General features: G+C 38.7%; 17 protein-coding genes. 16 read left to right on the top strand and 1 reads right to left on the bottom strand.

From position 1 onward, the window contains the following. The 16 genes from GQR52_RS07805 (at position 1) to GQR52_RS07730 (ending at position 15,499) form a co-directional block, all read left to right on the top strand. The gene (locus GQR52_RS07805) at positions 1-567 is read left to right on the top strand and encodes a hypothetical protein (protein WP_165728056.1); all 567 of its coding nucleotides are present in this window, start codon (positions 1-3) and stop codon (positions 565-567) included. Next, the gene (locus GQR52_RS07800; RefSeq protein ID WP_165728055.1) at positions 560-1,924 is read left to right on the top strand and encodes an AMP-binding protein; all 1,365 of its coding nucleotides are present in this window, start codon (positions 560-562) and stop codon (positions 1,922-1,924) included. Before GQR52_RS07805 ends, GQR52_RS07800 begins: the two co-directional genes overlap by 8 nt. Continuing rightward, entirely contained in the window at positions 1,908-2,273 is a 366-nt protein-coding gene (locus GQR52_RS07795; protein ID WP_165728054.1) for a thioester dehydrase, read from the top strand. Before GQR52_RS07800 ends, GQR52_RS07795 begins: the two co-directional genes overlap by 17 nt. After that, positions 2,266-3,015: a glycosyltransferase family 2 protein gene (locus GQR52_RS07790; protein WP_165728053.1), complete on the top strand. Its 750-nt coding sequence runs from the start codon at positions 2,266-2,268 to the stop codon at positions 3,013-3,015. The genes GQR52_RS07795 and GQR52_RS07790 overlap by 8 nt, the downstream gene beginning before the upstream one ends. Then, on the top strand, positions 3,005-3,973 hold the full coding sequence (locus GQR52_RS07785; protein ID WP_165728052.1) for an acyltransferase: 969 nt from the start codon (positions 3,005-3,007) through the stop codon (positions 3,971-3,973). Before GQR52_RS07790 ends, GQR52_RS07785 begins: the two co-directional genes overlap by 11 nt. Further along, the gene (locus GQR52_RS07780; protein WP_024593020.1) at positions 3,966-5,510 is read left to right on the top strand and encodes an aromatic amino acid ammonia-lyase; all 1,545 of its coding nucleotides are present in this window, start codon (positions 3,966-3,968) and stop codon (positions 5,508-5,510) included. Before GQR52_RS07785 ends, GQR52_RS07780 begins: the two co-directional genes overlap by 8 nt. Continuing rightward, on the top strand, positions 5,503-5,931 hold the full coding sequence (locus GQR52_RS07775) for an acyl-CoA thioesterase (RefSeq protein ID WP_007580812.1): 429 nt from the start codon (positions 5,503-5,505) through the stop codon (positions 5,929-5,931). Before GQR52_RS07780 ends, GQR52_RS07775 begins: the two co-directional genes overlap by 8 nt. 23 nt (positions 5,932-5,954) lie before the next feature. Next, positions 5,955-6,464 carry an outer membrane lipoprotein carrier protein LolA gene (locus GQR52_RS07770; RefSeq protein ID WP_101216993.1) on the top strand — a complete coding sequence of 170 codons (510 nt, stop codon included), beginning with the start codon at positions 5,955-5,957 and terminating at the stop codon, positions 6,462-6,464. Between the two features lie 46 nt (positions 6,465-6,510). Further along, positions 6,511-8,751, top strand: coding sequence for a transporter (locus GQR52_RS07765; protein ID WP_165728051.1), 2,241 nt, complete (start codon positions 6,511-6,513; stop codon positions 8,749-8,751). 1 nt (position 8,752) lies between these two features. Next, positions 8,753-9,991: an NAD(P)/FAD-dependent oxidoreductase gene (locus GQR52_RS07760; RefSeq protein WP_165728050.1), complete on the top strand. Its 1,239-nt coding sequence runs from the start codon at positions 8,753-8,755 to the stop codon at positions 9,989-9,991. Beyond that, the gene (locus GQR52_RS07755; RefSeq protein ID WP_024591750.1) at positions 9,979-10,539 is read left to right on the top strand and encodes a DUF3261 domain-containing protein; all 561 of its coding nucleotides are present in this window, start codon (positions 9,979-9,981) and stop codon (positions 10,537-10,539) included. Before GQR52_RS07760 ends, GQR52_RS07755 begins: the two co-directional genes overlap by 13 nt. After that, positions 10,536-11,705 carry a beta-ketoacyl-ACP synthase gene (locus GQR52_RS07750; RefSeq protein WP_165728049.1) on the top strand — a complete coding sequence of 390 codons (1,170 nt, stop codon included), beginning with the start codon at positions 10,536-10,538 and terminating at the stop codon, positions 11,703-11,705. The genes GQR52_RS07755 and GQR52_RS07750 overlap by 4 nt, the downstream gene beginning before the upstream one ends. Continuing rightward, on the top strand, positions 11,698-12,153 hold the full coding sequence (locus GQR52_RS07745) for a hotdog family protein (RefSeq protein WP_024591752.1): 456 nt from the start codon (positions 11,698-11,700) through the stop codon (positions 12,151-12,153). Before GQR52_RS07750 ends, GQR52_RS07745 begins: the two co-directional genes overlap by 8 nt. Then, positions 12,150-12,875, top strand: a complete 726-nt coding sequence (fabG, locus tag GQR52_RS07740) for a 3-oxoacyl-ACP reductase FabG (RefSeq protein WP_007580797.1) — start codon at positions 12,150-12,152, stop codon at positions 12,873-12,875. Before GQR52_RS07745 ends, fabG begins: the two co-directional genes overlap by 4 nt. Beyond that, positions 12,875-14,104, top strand: a complete 1,230-nt coding sequence (locus GQR52_RS07735; protein ID WP_165728072.1) for a beta-ketoacyl-ACP synthase — start codon at positions 12,875-12,877, stop codon at positions 14,102-14,104. The genes fabG and GQR52_RS07735 overlap by 1 nt, the downstream gene beginning before the upstream one ends. A gap of 90 nt (positions 14,105-14,194) precedes the next feature. Next, a complete protein-coding gene (locus GQR52_RS07730; protein WP_002958629.1) occupies positions 14,195-15,499 on the top strand; it encodes a DEAD/DEAH box helicase in 1,305 nt (434 codons plus the stop codon). Positions 15,500-15,531: 32 nt separating this feature from the next. Here GQR52_RS07730 and GQR52_RS07725 read toward each other — a convergent pair whose 3' ends face one another. Beyond that, complete coding sequence (locus tag GQR52_RS07725; RefSeq protein WP_165728048.1) at positions 15,532-17,031, bottom strand: amidase family protein; 1,500 nt, start codon at positions 17,029-17,031, stop codon at positions 15,532-15,534. Positions 17,032-17,083 lie beyond the last annotated feature (52 nt).

The following is a 17,083-nucleotide window of genomic DNA, read 5'->3' as shown; positions in this document are numbered from 1 at the left end:
ATGTTAAAAGCAGTTTTAACAACGTTAATTATGATTTGCTTGGCTTGCTACCCTATTATTGTGTACGTAGGCCTTACGCGTTTTAATAGTCAGATTATTACAGTATTACTGCTATTTTTACTCGGGCTTAGACTTTGGTTAAGCAAAGCCCTGTTTGATAAAATGCCGTGGTTAAAGCCCGCTACATTTTTAGCAGCCATTACTATTTTGATTTCCAAGGTAATGGATAGCGACTTAGGGCTGCATTTGTATCCCGTAATCATTAATTTAGTTATGTTAGTTGTGTTTGCGTATTCTTTGTATAAAGGGCCTTCTATTATTGAAACCTTTGCGCGCATTACTGAGCCCTCACTTGATGAAAACGGTGTAATTTATACAAAAAAAGTAACGCTAGTGTGGTGTGTGTTTTTTGTATTAAACGGTGGTATTGCCCTGTACACCAGTATTTTTAGTAGCCTAGAAACCTGGGCTTTTTATAATGGTTTTATTGCTTACTTAGCTATGGGCACATTGTTTGCTATAGAGTGGCTAGTCAGACAAAAAGTAAAAAGGAACGCCGGTGTTTAATGCTTTTCAAAGTAATGCGATAAGAACATGTTTTAATCATACTGATAAGGATATTTCGGAGCGTCAGTTTGTTAGTGATATAAACGAAGTTTTAGCAAAGCTATCAACGTTAAATGCTAAATCATCGGTTGTTTTATACACCACAGACACCTACAAATTTGCCGTGTACTTATTTGCTTTGGCACTACACGGAAACACAGTGATTTTGCCGCCTAATGGGCAACCTGCAACGTTAAACTCCTTGCTTAAACAAACACCTTTTTTTATTGGTGAGTCTGAATTAGTAGCCGATTTAGAGGCTGATTTTTTAGATATAGGCACCTTAGTCAATCAACCTCACTTTGTATCTATTGAAACAATTAAATGGCCTCAAGAAGGCACAATTGTTTTTTACACGTCGGGCTCGTCGGGTAAAGCAAAGCCAATTGTAAAAACGTGGCAGGTAATAAATAAAGAATTAAGTACATTAATTAATAGCTACGCACTGATTGATAATCCTATTTTTATAGCGAGTGTTTCGCATCAGCATATATACGGCTTACTGTTTAGATTATTGTGGCCATTACGTGCAGGAAAGGTTGTAAATACAGAACTATTGCATTACCCAGAACATATAGCTACAAAGCTCAAGTTATTTAAAAAAGTAGTGTTTGTTTCAAGCCCAGCACAGTTAAAACGGTTATGTATTGATAATGTTTTAGTGGATGATAAGTCTCATTTACAATGGATTTTCTCATCAGGTGGACCGCTATTAAACGAAGATGCTGTATCGTTGTTTACGCAATTAAATAAACCAGTTACACAAGTTTTTGGTAGTACCGAAACAGGTGGTATTGCATATCGACAAGTTACTTCACTTGAAAAGGTTAGCCTTTGGCAGCCATTTTCGGGTATTAAAGTACGGGCTTTGGACGATCAGCGTTTAATTTTAAACTCACCGCTCGTTCGCGACAAAAATTACCCTTTAGATGATAGAGGCGAAGTACTTAAAAATGGTCAATTTAGATTATTAGGCCGATTCGATCGAATTATAAAATTAGAAGAAAAGCGATTAAGTTTAGATGAGCTAGAACAATATTTGTGTACTAGTGAGTGGGTAAGTGAAGCTAAAGTAATCGCCTTGCCTGGTGAGCGATTAATTCTAGGCGCTATTGTTGTGCTTACGCATAAAGGGCAGATGTTTTTTAATGGTGACGGTAAGTTAGCTACAAATAATTTATTAAAAGCGCATGCATTAGCGCGCTTTGAGCGAATTTGTATCCCTAAAAAGTGGCGTTTTGTAGAGCAATTACCATACAACTCACAGGCAAAGTTAAATTTAAAAGCATTGGAGAGTCTTTTTGCAAAAGTTGACTAAAACACAGCCTGATTTACTGTCTTGTGAAAAAGCAGAGCAAAAGTATAAATTAAGCTTACTAGTTCCTCATGATTTAGATTATTTCAAAGGACATTTTACGGATGGCCCAATACTCGCAGGTGTTGTGCAATTAGACTGGGCTGTGGCTGCAATTTGTAAATATTATAATGTTCAGCAACCTGTTAAAAATGTTGAAGTATTAAAATTTCAGGTAGTGATTACCCCAAGTATAACAATCGAATTATTACTTGAGCAAAAAGCAGAGAATAAATATACCTTTTCGTATAATTCAAATAAAGGACAGCATGCGTCTGGCCGTGTTGTTTTTGATAGCCTGATAAATGAATAACTTTTGTATTGTTATCCCAAATTATAATCACGTTACGGTTATTGATGATGTACTGAGCCAATTATCGTCATTTAATCTTCCTATTATTATGGTTGATGACGCAAGCAACGCCGAAGCTAAAAATGTGTTCAGTAAGCTCGATGCAAAACACGCGCAGTTGAGTGTAGTTGCCCACGACGATAATCAAGGCAAAGGCGGCGCGGTACAAACAGGCTTAAAGCAGGCACATAAGCTAGGTTTTTCGCATGCGATACAGATTGATGCAGATGGGCAGCATGACTTATCTGATATTAAAAAACTAATAGCGCTTTCAAACGCTCAGCCTAAAGCGCTTATAAGCTGTTGCCCAATATATGACGATTCAGTGCCTAAACACCGTTATTTAGCACGTTATTTAACGCATGTTTGGGTATGGATTGAAACGTTAAGTTTTACAATTGTAGATTCGATGTGTGGCTTTAGAGTGTATCCGCTTGAGCAAAGTACAAAGCTAATTGATGAGGTATCGCTTGGAAAACGTATGGATTTTGACCCCGAAATTTTAGTGCGTTTATATTGGCGCAATGTGCCTTTTGTATTTTTACCTAGCCAAGTAATTTACCCCGAAAATGGGCTTTCTCATTTTCAGCCATTACACGATAACGTGCGTATTTCGTGGTTACACACCCGCTTGTTTTTTGGAATGTTGATTCGCTCTCCTGTGTTAATTTGGCATAAATTAAAGAGGCGTTATGGCTGCTAAACACTGGTCTAAAATGCAAGAACGCGGTAATTTCTTAGGTATTCAAATACTGTTATTTGCTCATAAATTACTGGGTAGAAAAGGGCTGTGGATTATTTTGTTTCCTGTCGTTTTTTATCTTTTTTTAACAGGAAAAGTAGCGCGTGTAGCATCTAAAGCGTTTTTAGAGCAAGTTAATGTTTACCAAGGCTGCAAACAACCTGTTACGTTTAAAATGCAATTAGCGCACTTTTGTAGTTTTGCAGATAGCGCATTAGATAAAATTGATGCTTGGCTTGGGCGAATAACCCAACGTGATATTAAATACACGAATGAGCATTTATTTGCTGAGCTAGATGAGAAAAATCAAGGGGCTATTTTTATAGGTTCTCACTTGGGTAATTTAGAGGTGTGCAGGGCACTTAGCCAGCACCGCAGCAGTAAAAAAATAAATGTACTGGTGTTTACCCATCACGCTGTTGAATTTAATAAAATGCTTAAAAAGATTAACCCAGATGTGTCGGTTAATTTAATACAAGTGACTGATATGGGGCCTGACTTAGCTATTTTACTAAAAGAAAAAGTAGAGCAGGGAGAAATAATCGTTATTGTTGGTGACAGAACAAGCACAACAACGGCTTCTCGGTCGGTACAGGTACCATTTTTAGGCAAAAATGCCCCATTTTCACAGGGCCCTTTTATATTAGCCGCGCTGCTTGATTGCCCTGTTTACTTTTTGTTTTGTTTAAAGGATAAAAAAAGCAAAAAGTATCAAGTGATATTTGAACATTACAGCCAATCATTAAAAATGCCTCGACGAGAGCGACAGCAGGCGCTAACACTTATTATTACTGACTATGCACAGCGTTTGAGTTATTACGCAGCTTTATATCCTTATCAGTGGTTTAATTTTTACGATTTTTGGAAAAGTGATCAGCAGGTAGTGCGCGATCAATCAATGGAGAACAAGTGTGACTGAACAAAATATACAGCTTTTTGGCAATCAGCGATTATCAATTGAAGATATTGTTCGAGTTGCCTTTAATGAAACACAAGTGCAATTAAATAGCTGTGAAACTTTTAGCGTTAAAATTAATAGCGCTTTGCGTTTTTTAGACACACTTTTAAAAGAAGATGGCGTGATTTACGGCGTTACTACTGGTTACGGTGATTCTGTAACGGTGGCTGTACCCCTTGATTTAGTTGATGAATTACCTCTGCATTTAACTCGCTTTCACGGCTGTGGACTCGGGGATGTATTTAATAAAGTTCAAGGGCGTGCAATTTTAGCGACCCGCTTAACATCACTTTCACAGGGCTACTCTGGTATTAGCTGGGAAATGCTGCACCTACTTAAAGATTACTTAAATAACGATATAGTGCCTGTGATCCCGCAAGAAGGGTCCGTAGGTGCCAGTGGCGATTTAACACCGTTATCTTACGTTGCAGGTGCGATGGTAGGCGAGCGTGATGTGTTTTACAAAGACCAAGTACGTAACAGTGCAGAAGTTATGAAAGAAGTTGGCTTAGAACCACTAACACTAAGGCCAAAAGAAGGTCTTGCCGTTATGAATGGCACAGCGGTAATGACTGCATTAGCGTGTTTAGCGTTTGATAGGGCTAATTACTTAGCTAAACTGGCGAGCCGTATTACTGCATTATCAAGCTTAGCGCTTAAAGGAAATAGCCATCATTTTGATGAGATATTATTTTCAGTTAAGCCACATCCTGGGCAGCAACAAATTGCACGTTGGATAAGAGACGATTTAAACCATCACGATCACCCTCGTAATGCAGACAGACTTCAAGATAGGTATTCAATCCGTTGTGCACCTCATGTTATTGGTGTGCTGCAAGACAGTCTTCCGTTTTTTAGGCACATGATAGAAAACGAGCTTAACTCAGCAAACGATAACCCAATAATTGACGGCCAAGGTGAGCATGTATTACACGGCGGGCATTTTTACGGAGGCCATATTGCAATGGCAATGGATAGCATGAAAACAGCCGTTGCAAACCTTGCTGATTTAGCCGACAGACAAATCGCTTCTTTGGTTGATACTAAGTACAACAATGGGCTACCTTCAAACTTGTCTGATAGTGCACCAGAGCGCCGTTATATTAATCATGGTTTTAAAGCGGTTCAAATTGGCTGTAGTGCTTACACAGCAGAGGCATTAAAGCTAACCATGCCGGCCAGCGTTTTTTCTCGCTCTACGGAGTGTCATAATCAAGATAAAGTGAGTATGGGAACTATTGCGTCTCGCGATTGTTTACGTATTTTACAGCTAACAGAACAAGTGTTAGCAAGTACGTTATTAGCCAGTATTCAAGGTGTTAGATTGCGTATAAAACAAGGCGATCTTGAGTTTTCGACTTTAACGCAAGATATGCAAAACATGTATACCGATATAACTGATTACTTTGAAAACCTCACTGAGGATAGACCAATGGAAGCCGTGCTAAGGCAAACAATAGGGTATATTCAAACTAAACGTTGGGCGTTGTATGAATAGTAAAGGTGCATTATTAACGCATGTGGTAGAAATTGAAATTCCATTTCATGACTGCGACCCAATGAATGTTGTATGGCATGGAAATTACCCACGTTATTTAGAAGTAGCGCGCTGCGAGTTACTGCGTTTATTTGATTATGATTACCCGCAAATGCATGAATCGGGCTACGCGTGGCCAATTGTTGATATGCAAATAAAGTATGTTGCCTCAGCAGTATTTACTCAAAAAATTAAAGTAGCGGCTTACTTAAAAGAATACGAGAACCGACTACGGATTGATTACGTAATCACTGACTCGCTAACTAATAAGCGCCTTACTAAAGCCTCAACCACGCAAGTTGCGGTTGAGGTTAGCTCCAAAGAAATGCAATTTGAATCACCCGCTATTTTATTTAATAAGTTAAAAGCGGTTTTGAATTAAATTTTTATTTTATAGGCGATTAAATGAATTTTTTAAAATGTTTTACATTGAGCATAGCCATTAGCTTTTTGCTGTTTTGCTCTGTAGTAAATGCAGCAGCTATTAAAGGTGAGTTTAAGCAATATAAGCAATTTAATGGATTTGCTAAGCCTTTTATTTCGTCGGGTGTTTTTTCGTTAATTGATGAAAAGCTAATTTGGCAAGTGAAAATGCCTGTTGAGAGTATGCTCATAATAGAAAACGGCAAAGTGCTTGCACAAAATGCCAATGGTGAGTTAATACCACAACCCGGTAGCGAGCAATTTGTAGGATTACTGAGTGACTTACTTAGCGTAAATATGAGTGCTCTGGAAACACGTTTTGACATTGCTAAAATGCAAGACAGTTGCACACAGTTAATACCAAAAGAAGCGATGCTACAGCAATTATTTAGTGATTTTATTTTATGTGAAACTGCTAAGCAAGTGAGCAGTATTACACTAAATGAGCACTCAGGAAATAACACAAAAATTGAGTTTACTTATTCCAAATAAAATTATGTTTTTAAATAATGCAGTGGTTAATTAAGGGAATAGTGCAGTGACAAAACGAATTACCGTTATTGTAGGGTGGTTTAGCAGTTTAATTTTACTTTTTGCTGCAGCTTTTTGGCTGTCTAAACCAACGTTTAGCGCCGATATGTTTAGCTTATTGCCAAAGTCGCACTCCCAAATTGCACATGCGGAAGATGTTTTTTTTCAGCAAAATGCTAACCGTATTATGTTCTCGTTTGCAGGAAATAATAAAAATAAAGCATTTGATGATTTCCAAAAATGGCTCGACGATAATGCAATTAAAAGCACATTTAACTTTCCGTCCGTTAACGATTTAGCGCAAACATTCTCACCTTTCAAACATGCGTTATTAAGTGATACTTACAAGCAAACATTAAGCAAAAAAACAACGTTTGAACATTATTACCTTGAGCAATTAAATCAGTTAGGCAACCCATTTGTAAGTGCTACCTTAAGCAAAGATACAAGTTTGAGCCTAGCGGCATTTATAGAAGATAACTTAAAACAAAGCCAATTGTTTACGCTTGAACAAGGTCGTTTAACTCGACGTTTAAAAGGCGTTGAATACCGTGTCATTTTGGCAAACTTAGCGCCCGAAAATTTAGGGGTTAATAAATCAATTGATTTAGCTGGCGCGATAATTAAACAGATCAATATACTTAATAAAACCTACCCTGATTTAAGCATTACTTACTCTGGTGTGCTATTTCATACGGCTGAAAATGCTAAACAAGCTAAATACGAGATGAGCCTGTTTGGTGGCATTAGCTTATTAGCCCTTATTGCTATGGTATTTTGGGTATTTAGGCGTTTAAACAGTATTTTATTAGCAAGCTTTACCGTACTGAGCGCACTTATTGGTGGCGCTATCGCTATGGTGTTGCTGTTTAATACTATTCATTTATTAACGCTTGTTTTTGCAGTTACCTTGATTGGTATTGCCATTGATTATGCATTTCATGGTATGACTGACTTAGCCAAAAAAGAGCATGAAAAAGGCTACAGCAAAGGGACACAATCTGCGCTTTTACTCTCTCTTATTACGACTACGTTGGGTTATTGCTGCTTACTAGGTGCGCCACTAACGTTATTATCTCAAGTTGGTGTGTTTGTTATTGCGGGTTTAGTGAGTGCTTGGCTATTTACAGTTTTAGTTTTGCCATTGTGGCAATCTACACTCAGGTTATCGCCTTCGAGTTTATTGATGAGTCAAAAACTCATTAAGGTTTTTTTATACTGCAATAGTTTAAAAAAACCGATACTCATTACGTTATTAGCCCTTATAAGTGCGTTATTTTTAATAAAACCCATTAGCTTTAATGATGATGTAAAGCTATTAAATGCAAGCTCCGAACATTTAATGCTAAACGAAAAAAAGCATTTGTTATTACTTGGGCAATGGGATAGCCAAATTGTTTTTATGTTTGCAGATAGCGACGAAGCACTTTTACAAAAACAAGAGCAATTTTTAAAACGCTTAACCCAACTAAACCCTAATTTTAAACATAATAGCATTAGCCATTGGTTGCCTAGTTTACAAAAGCAGAGCGATAACCAAGCCTTGTTTGAACAGGCTAAAAATAAAGGGACTTTGGATATTGCAGAGCGCGTTACAGGGCAAGCGTTAACAAGTACAAAGGCACCGTTATTAACTTATAAAACACTCGCCACGAGTACATTTAAACCATTACTGCTTTCTCAAATGGTTGTTGAGTCAGAACAATCGATAACGTGGATGTCTATTTCGGGTATTTCATCTGATCAATTAATTAATGAAGTTGAAAAAAGTAAAGGTGTTTATATTTATAATAAACCTAAACAAATTAGTGCTTTATTAAGTGATTACCGTGAATATTTACTATTAAGCCTAGTGTTTGCGGGTTTTATTAGTTGGCTGCTTTTTAGTTGGCGATTTACGATTAAGATAGCGCTGCTGCAGGTGACCATTTTATCTGTTGTGGTGTTGAGCATGCTTTGGGTATGTAATGCGATTCAAGGTAGCTTGTCGTTATTTAATTTACTCGGTGCGTTACTTGTTATTGCCTTAGCAATTGATTACCTCGTTTTTTATCAAATAAATAAGTTAGAGCCCAAAAATGTGTTAGCGATTAGCTTATCGGCTGCGTCATCTATGTGGGTATTTGGCATGTTGAGTGCATCTGATACACCCGCTATTTTTAGCTTTGGGCTGAGTGTAATGGTAGGGATTTTAGCTATTTACTTTTTATCACCGCTGAGTGTTTTAAAGTCTCAAAAGGAACAATAATTTGAATAACCTTGAGCAGTACGATGTTGTTGTTATTGGCGCTGGGCCTTCGGGTGCATTGGCTAGTAGTCTTTTAGTTCAAAAGGGATGGCGGGTACTGGTACTTGAACAGCAGGTGTTTCCACGTTTTTCAATTGGTGAAAGCTTACTGCCGCAATGTATGGCGTACTTAGAAGACGCGGGTTTAATCGATACACTACATGACAATGCAGCGGCTTTAGGTTTTCAGTTTAAAGATGGCGCTGCTTTTCATCGGGCAGGGCAAAATACAACTATAAATTTCACTGAAAAATTTACTAAAGGCCCAGGCACTACGTATCAAGTGAAAAGAGCCGACTTTGACAAATTATTAGCAGAAAAAGCACAAGGACAAGGCGTAGAAATCAGATATAAGCACACGGTGGTTGACTACTGTGATGAGCCAAATGGTGCATCATTAGTGGTACACAATGAGCAGCAGCAAGCTTATCGCGTTAATGCCCGATTTGTATTGGACGCAAGTGGCTTTGGGCGTGTATTACCAAAATTGTTAGATTTAGAGCTTCCTTCTAACTTTCCTATTCGAAGCGCTCATTTTAGTCACTTTAAAGACAATATTAGTGATACAAGCTTCGATCGAAATAAAATTTTGATTACCGTACACCCTCAATATTCAGACGTGTGGTATTGGCTTATTCCCTTTAGTGATGGTACTGCGAGTATTGGGGTTGTGGCGCAGTCAAAGCGTTTTAATGATGATGAATCTAGCGATTTACTAAATCAATTTATAGAGCAAGACCCTTATTTAAAAACACTGTTAGCGCAGCGTGAGTTATTAACTCCAGCAAAAAATATAAAAGGCTACTCGGCAAATGTGAGTAAGTTATATGGTAAGCACTTTGCTTTATTGGGTAATGCGGGGGAATTTTTAGACCCGGTATTTTCATCAGGTGTAACAATTGCACTCAAATCTGCAAATTTAATTGCCCCACTTGTTGATCGCTATTTAAAAAACGAAGTCGTCGATTTTGACGCTCACTACGCACAGCCATTACAAGCTGGGGTCGATTGTTTTAGAACATTTGTAACAGGGTGGTACGATACGCGTTTTCAGGATGTGATATTTTACTCTGAACAAAATACTCAGGTGCGAGAAATGATTAGTGCTATTTTAGCGGGCTACGCATGGGATACAAATAACCCATTTGTTGCACAAAGTGAACGCCGTTTAAATGTGTTGGCTCAGTTATGTCAAAATTAATTAAGTATGTGGTGTGTAGTGTATTTATATTTGCTGTATTGAGCGCATGTACGAGTTTTACAGCATCTAAAAATAGAGTGTATCTATCACCTAATATTCAATTAAATATTAATAGTGTGCCAGCACAAATGTTTGATAAGTCTTGGCAGCATGTTTTGTATATTACGAATCAGCAAAACACACACACTGTATTTGCCCAATTAGCTATAAATGACAAAGGTGCAATTAAGTTATTGTTAATGACAGTGCAAGGCTTTCCGATTATGGAGCTTGAAAAACCTTTAAATGGCCCAGTAAAAACACGAAATATGCTGGCGGTAGAAGGGATAGACCCTCATTATATTTTAGCGGATATTGCATTAGTACATTGGCCAGTAGCATTTTTACAAAAGCAGTTAGAGGGTGCTTTAATAGAGCAGGTTGGCTCTAATCGGGAAGTATTTAACGATGAGGGTACATTTATCACCATTGACTATAGTGATGAGTCGACAACGTTGAACAATATTTTACATCAGTATCAAATAACATTTAAAAAGGTAGAACAGTGACATATTGGCTGAATGATTTAGGCATTGTGAGTGCGATGGGCATAGGCCAAGATGCAACCACAACAAGCTTAAATAAATATAACCCTGCAACTCCTTTATTAACTTTAAATAAAAGTTTAAGTGCTGAGCAAACTCCGCTGTATGTCGGGCAAGTTCAGTCTATTGCTTTATCAAATAATAAACGTATCAATACATTTATTGATCTAGCTTTAGAGCAGATTAAGCCAACCTTAGATAAACTTTCGCATATTGATAAGTCGCGTATCGCAATTGTAATGGGTACTAGTACATCAGGTATTCATGATGGCGAAAGAGCGCGTAAAAACTATGAAAGTACAAAACTCTGGCCTGATGACTTTAGTTACAGTGATCAAGAGTTAGCTACACCCGCTCATTATATTGCACATAAAATAGGGGCTCTAGGGCCTTGTTACAGTATTTCTACTGCGTGCACGTCGAGTAGCAAAGCGTTAATTAGCGCCCGAGCTTTGCTAAATGCTGATTTAGCCGATGTGGTAATTTGTGGTGGTGCGGATAGTTTGTGCCAATTAACAATTAATGGCTTTGACTCGCTCGCTTCTTTAAGCTCGGGTTTATGCCAGCCTTTTTCTAGCACCAGAGACGGCATTAATATTGGTGAAGGGGCCGCTTTATTTGTAATGACTAAAAATAAGCCAATAACAAATAACGGTGTTATGTTACTAGGCAGTGGCGAAAGCTCAGATGCGCATCATATGTCAGCCCCCGATCCTAATGGGATGGGCGCCCAAGCCTCAATGGAAAAAGCACTAAAAAGCGCAAAGTTATCCTGTGGTGATATTGATTATATTAACGCTCACGGTACGGCTACTGTAAAAAATGACGAAATGGAAGCACTTGCAATTAATCGCGTGTTTGGCAACAATACCCCGCTTAGCTCAAGTAAGCATTTAACAGGGCATACTCTTGGTGCTGCAGGTGCCATTGAAGCCGGTATATGTTGGTTATTATTAAAAGACAGCGGCCAACATATGCTGCCGTATAACGCGATTAAAGAAGGCAGTGATTTGGCTGATATAAAAATAATAAAACAAGCGTTTAAGCCCGCTCTTAAATACTGCTTATCTAATTCATTTGCGTTTGGCGGTAATAATGCCAGCTTAATATTGGGAGTTAACGTTGACTAATTACCCTATAGAGCAAGTAGTCCCGCACGATGCGCCTATGATTTTAATAGATAGCCTTTTAACACACAGCGAAGATGAAGCTCAATGCGGCGTTACTATCACTGAGCAAAGCCCTTTTTTTAGTCCTGCAATTAACGGCGTACCTAGCTATATTGGTGTTGAGTACATGGCGCAGTCTATTGCCGCTTACGCTGGTGCGTTAGCGAATGATGAAAATAAACCTGTAAAAATTGGTTTTTTAATTGGCACGCGAAAATATCAAACTTATCAACCGTGTTTTAAAAACGGCAGTAAGCTGACTATTGAAGTGAAAAAGCTATATCAAGAAGAGTCAGGTTTAAGTGTATTTGAATGCCAAATACTCGTGTGTGAAACTCTACTTTGCCAAGCAAAAATTAATGTATTTCAGCCTGAAAACCCGTTGGAATTTATAAGAGAAAATCAATGACAAAAAGAATTTTAGTTACGGGTTCAAGCCGTGGTATTGGTAAAGCTATTGCGTTAAAACTTGCTGAGCAAGGGTTTGATATTGCAGTACATTGCAGAGCGGGTGTTGAGCAAGCTCAAGCAACATGCGATGAAATTAATGCATTAGGTAGAGCCACCAGTTTATTACAATTTGATGTATGTGACAGAGAGCAGGCCAAAGCACAAATAATAGAAGATATAGCTCAGCATGGCGCTTATTATGGCGTGGTGTGTAATGCAGGTATTACTAACGATATGGCATTTCCTGCTATGCAAGGGGAAGACTGGGATTGTGTAATACGTACAGGCCTTGATGGGTTTTATAATGTAGTACACCCAACTGTAATGCCTATGGTACAAAGCCGTAAAGGTGGGCGAATAATTACAATGTCATCGGTGTCAGGTATTGCAGGTAACCGAGGACAAGTAAATTATAGTGCAGCAAAAGCCGGTATTATTGGGGCCACTAAAGCACTTGCATTAGAATTGGCAAAACGCAAAATCACAGTTAATTGTGTGGCACCTGGTTTAATAGAAACCGCGATGACTGATGAATTACCTATTGATGAAATGATGAAAATGATACCCCTTAAACGCATGGGGAGCGTTAAAGAAGTTGCGGGAACAGTCGCTTTTTTAATGTCTGATGATGCAGCTTACATAACACGCCAAGTGATTTCGGTTAATGGTGGCATGGTTTGATTAAACGCGTTGTTGTAACAGGGATGTCGGTGGTCACTGCATTGGGCGATGATTGGTCTGAATTCAAACAAGCCTTAATTAAAGGCGAAAATGCTGTTGTTACTATGCCAGAGTGGGATATAGCTGACGACCTCAATACTCGTTTAGCCGCGCCAGTTAAACACTTTGAGCGACCAAGTCATTACAAACGAAAACAAGTCCGTTCAATGGGGCGAGTGTCACTTATGTCAACTCGTGCTACTGAATGCGCACTTGAACAAGCCAAATTACTCGAGCACGAAAGTCTAACAGATGGCTCTACGGGCATAGCGTATGGCTCATCTACTGGCTCTACTGAGCCACTACTCGCCTTTGCAAATATGATGGAAACGGGGTCGATGTCAGGTGTAACAGCCACGAGTTACATTAAAATGATGGCACATACTGCCCCTGTAAATGTTGGTGTGTTTTTTGGTTTAAAAGGGCGTGTTATAACAACAAGCTCTGCTTGTACATCGGGATCTCAAGGAATAGGCTTCGCCTATGAAGCGATTAAGTTTGGCCGACAAAAAATAATGGTGGCTGGTGGAGCTGAAGAGTTATGTATTACTGAAGCCGCCGTATTTGATACGCTTTATGCAACATCTACAAAAAATGAAACACCAAAACAAACACCAAGACCTTTTGATAAAAATCGCGATGGCTTAGTGATAGGCGAAGGCGCGGGTACACTTATTTTAGAAGAATACGAACATGCAAAAGCGCGCGGAGCAACAATATTAGCTGAGGTGGTTGGTTTTGGTTGTAATTCTGATGGACAGCACGTTACTCAACCAACATCAAAAACAATGCAACTAGCGATAGAAATGGCACTGCAAGATGCCAATTTAGAACCAGGAAAAATTGGTTACGTTAATGCTCATGGTACATCAACAGATAAAGGTGATATTGCCGAGTCTCACGCAACGTTTAAAGCATTGGGCAGCAAACCTATTAGCTCGTTAAAAAGTTATTTGGGGCATACATTAGGTGCTTGTGGTGCAATAGAAGCATGGGCAAGCATTAATATGATGGCTGATAACTGGTTTGCACCAACAATTAATTTAGATAACGTTGATGACGAATGTGCTCAGCTTGATTACATAAGGCATCAAGGGCGTGAGATTAATACCGATTACGTGATGAGTAATAACTTTGCGTTTGGTGGTATTAACACCTCTTTAATATTTAAACGCTATAAAGTAGATTAAACACGTTAAAAGATAAGTTATGACTAACTGTTAGCTCGTTTTTACTGTATAATTTGCGACCCTTGATAATGTGGCCGTAGGTTATACAGCATGAATTTTAAATCTTTTAGTTTCGCTCCTGAAATCATCCAGGCGTTGGACGAACTTAACTATCACACCCTTACGCCCATTCAGCGCGCAGCAATTCCTGCTGTTCGTAAAGGTAAAGACGTTTTAGCCAGTGCACAAACTGGTACCGGCAAAACTGCCGCGTTTGCTTTACCTATCATCCAAAAATTGGTTGAGTCTGAACTCAGCACAACTAATGCACCTCATGCATTAGTACTTGCTCCAACGCGTGAACTTGCAGAACAAATTGCAAATAATTTTAGAGATTTTGCAAAGCATACATCACTTAAAGTCGTTAGCTTATTTGGTGGTGTTAGCACTGCCGGCCAAGCAAATGCTTTAAAAGAAGGTGTAGATATTGTTGTTGCAACGCCAGGTCGTTTATTTGATCATATTCGTTTAGGTAACTTAAGCCTTGCAAGTGTTAAGCACCTTGTTCTTGATGAAGCTGACCGTATGCTTGATATGGGCTTTATTGAAGATATGCAAAACGTTATTAAAAGCTGTGCAGAAGAGCGCCAGATTTTACTTTTCTCTGCTACATTCCCTGCAGCAATTAAACAATTTGCATCTAAAGTATTGAAACAAGCTGAAATAGTGCGTGTTGATCAAACTAACAGTACAGCAAGCACCGTTGAGCATGTTGTTTACCCAGTTGAAGAACGTCGTAAGCAAGAGCTACTTTCTGAATTGATTGGTAAGAAAAACTGGCAACAAGTGCTTGTCTTCGTAAACATGAAAGAAACAGCTGATGAGCTTGTTAAAGAGCTTAATCTTGATGGTATCCCGGCAGGTGTTTGCCACGGTGATAAATCTCAAGGTAACCGTCGTCGTGCTTTACGTGAATTTAAAGAAGGCAAGGTACGCGTATTAGTGGCTACAGAAGTCGCTGCTCGTGGTATTGATATTGATGGCTTACCTCGTGTAATTAATATTGATTTACCATGGCTTGCAGAAGATTACGTTCACCGTATTGGCCGTACAGGTCGTGCTGGTCGCCAAGGTCAAGCAATCTCATTTGTTAGCCGTGAAGAAGAAAACACTTTGTTTGAAATTGAAACGCTAATCGGCCAAAAAATCAAACGTGTATATTTAGAAGGTTATGAAGTAAGTAACCGTGAAGTACTAATTGATAAAATTGGTAAAAAACCAGCGCATTTACGCCGTACACGTTCTAACAAGTTATCAGGACAAGCAACCGGTGAAGCGAGAGCAGTAAATCGCTCACGTATTTCAAGCGTTCGTAAAAGCTTAAAAGGCGAAAAACTGTCACTTAAAAAGTCATAGTTAACGCCGTTTAGTTTAAAAAAAACCTGAGTTTACTCAGGTTTTTTTGTGCCTGGTGATAACACCTCGTCAATAATATTTGCGTATAAATAAGCCGCTTGCTCGTCCTCTTTATTTGCTATTATGGACAAACCAACCGGTAAACCACTTACTTTTCCGACCGGTAGGGTTATGTGCGTTGTGCCAGCAATAGCAGATAACGAACTACTACTGCCATTAAAATTATCACCATTAACTAAGTCAGTTTTCCAGGCGGGGGATACTGTAGGCGCTATAACAATATCAAGCTTGTTGTTTTTGTATACATTAACAATGGCTGTCGTTGCTAAAGTGCGATAGCGTTCTTTAGTCTCCTGGTATTTTTGTTTGTTAGTTAAATCAATAGCCTGTGATTGAACTAGGATGTCTTGCTCAAAGTGGGGCATTTCTGTTTTTTTATTTTGAATATTAAAATTAATAAGTGCTTTTAGGCTTTTAACAGCCACTTGTGTTGGAGTGTTTGCGAGGTAATGATTAATTTCGGCTTTGAAGTCATAAAGTAAAATATAGTATTCATCAACAAATAGCGTATCTAAGTTATCAGTAATATCTACATTAATAACAGTGTGCCCAGCCTGTTTTAATGCTTGTAACTGCTTGGCATAAAGGCGCTGCGTTTCAACTGTAAATTTGTCGCTAGGCAGTGCACCAATAATAAGTGATGATTTTGATTTTAGATTACCTGTTTTTAATTCAAACCCTGTAGTTGTCGCATCAAGGGAGTCTTCACCTTGCAAAACAGATAAAACCAGCAGCGAATCTTTAAGAGAATGCGCCATCGGCCCTACTGAATCTTGGCTACTTGAAAGAGGCACAACGCCTGAGCGTGATACTTGGCCCATACTCGGTTTTATTGCATAAACTCCATTTACTGAGGCAGGGCACGTAATTGAACCGTCTGTTTCAGTCCCTAATGCTATAGGCGCAAAGTTAAGTGCTACCGCAACAGCAGAACCTGCGCTAGAACCACATGGGTTACGTGTTACATCGTGCGCATTATGTGTTTGTCCGCCTACGGCACTCCAGCCTGAAGATGAATAGGATGAACGAAAATTTGCCCACTCACTTAAATTAGCTTTACCTAAAATTATAGCGCCCGCATTACGTAGTTGTTTAACAACAAAAGCATCATTATCAGTAACGTTATTTTTAAGTGCTAAAGAGCCAGCCGTTGTGGGAAGTGTGCCTTTAGTTTCTATATTATCTTTAAGAAGTACAGGTATTCCATGTAATGGCCCAGCCCAAGTTCCTTTGACGGCAAGTTCATCTAACGTTTTAGCTTGAGCAATAGCTGTAGGCTCTAAACTAATAACCGCATTATAGTGTGGATTAAGTTTATTAATTCGGTCTATATAATTTTGGGTGAGTTGCTGTGCATTAATAGAATTATTTTTATATGCACTGTGAATTTCATCGATGGTTTTTAGCTCTTGTGCTTTAGCGTTAAAAATTGCTAATACACTAAGCAACGAAAAGGTAAATGTTTTGATCATTGTTGAGGTGCTTGAGGTGTTATTATTTTCTATACATTTAGCACAAAAAAGC

The organism is Pseudoalteromonas sp. 31A1, from assembly GCF_011378815.1.
Taxonomy (GTDB): Bacteria; Pseudomonadota; Gammaproteobacteria; order Enterobacterales; family Alteromonadaceae; genus Pseudoalteromonas; species Pseudoalteromonas arctica.
Note: the sequence above shows the minus strand (reverse complement) of the source record. Positions and strands in the feature narration are given on the sequence as shown.

Excerpts from the sequence above, each read along its gene's own strand:
- GQR52_RS07805 (WP_165728056.1), top strand. The coding sequence starts at position 1 with ATGTTAAAAGCAGTTTTAACAACGTTAATTATGATTTGCTTGGCTTGC.
- GQR52_RS07790 (WP_165728053.1), top strand. The coding sequence starts at position 2,266 with ATGAATAACTTTTGTATTGTTATCCCAAATTATAATCACGTTACGGTT.
- GQR52_RS07785 (WP_165728052.1), top strand. The coding sequence starts at position 3,005 with ATGGCTGCTAAACACTGGTCTAAAATGCAAGAACGCGGTAATTTCTTA.
- GQR52_RS07775 (WP_007580812.1), top strand. The coding sequence starts at position 5,503 with ATGAATAGTAAAGGTGCATTATTAACGCATGTGGTAGAAATTGAAATT.
- GQR52_RS07770 (WP_101216993.1), top strand. The coding sequence starts at position 5,955 with ATGAATTTTTTAAAATGTTTTACATTGAGCATAGCCATTAGCTTTTTG.
- GQR52_RS07755 (WP_024591750.1), top strand. The coding sequence starts at position 9,979 with ATGTCAAAATTAATTAAGTATGTGGTGTGTAGTGTATTTATATTTGCT.
- fabG (WP_007580797.1), top strand. The coding sequence starts at position 12,150 with ATGACAAAAAGAATTTTAGTTACGGGTTCAAGCCGTGGTATTGGTAAA.
- GQR52_RS07730 (WP_002958629.1), top strand. The coding sequence starts at position 14,195 with ATGAATTTTAAATCTTTTAGTTTCGCTCCTGAAATCATCCAGGCGTTG.
- GQR52_RS07725 (WP_165728048.1), bottom strand. The coding sequence starts at position 17,031 with ATGATCAAAACATTTACCTTTTCGTTGCTTAGTGTATTAGCAATTTTT.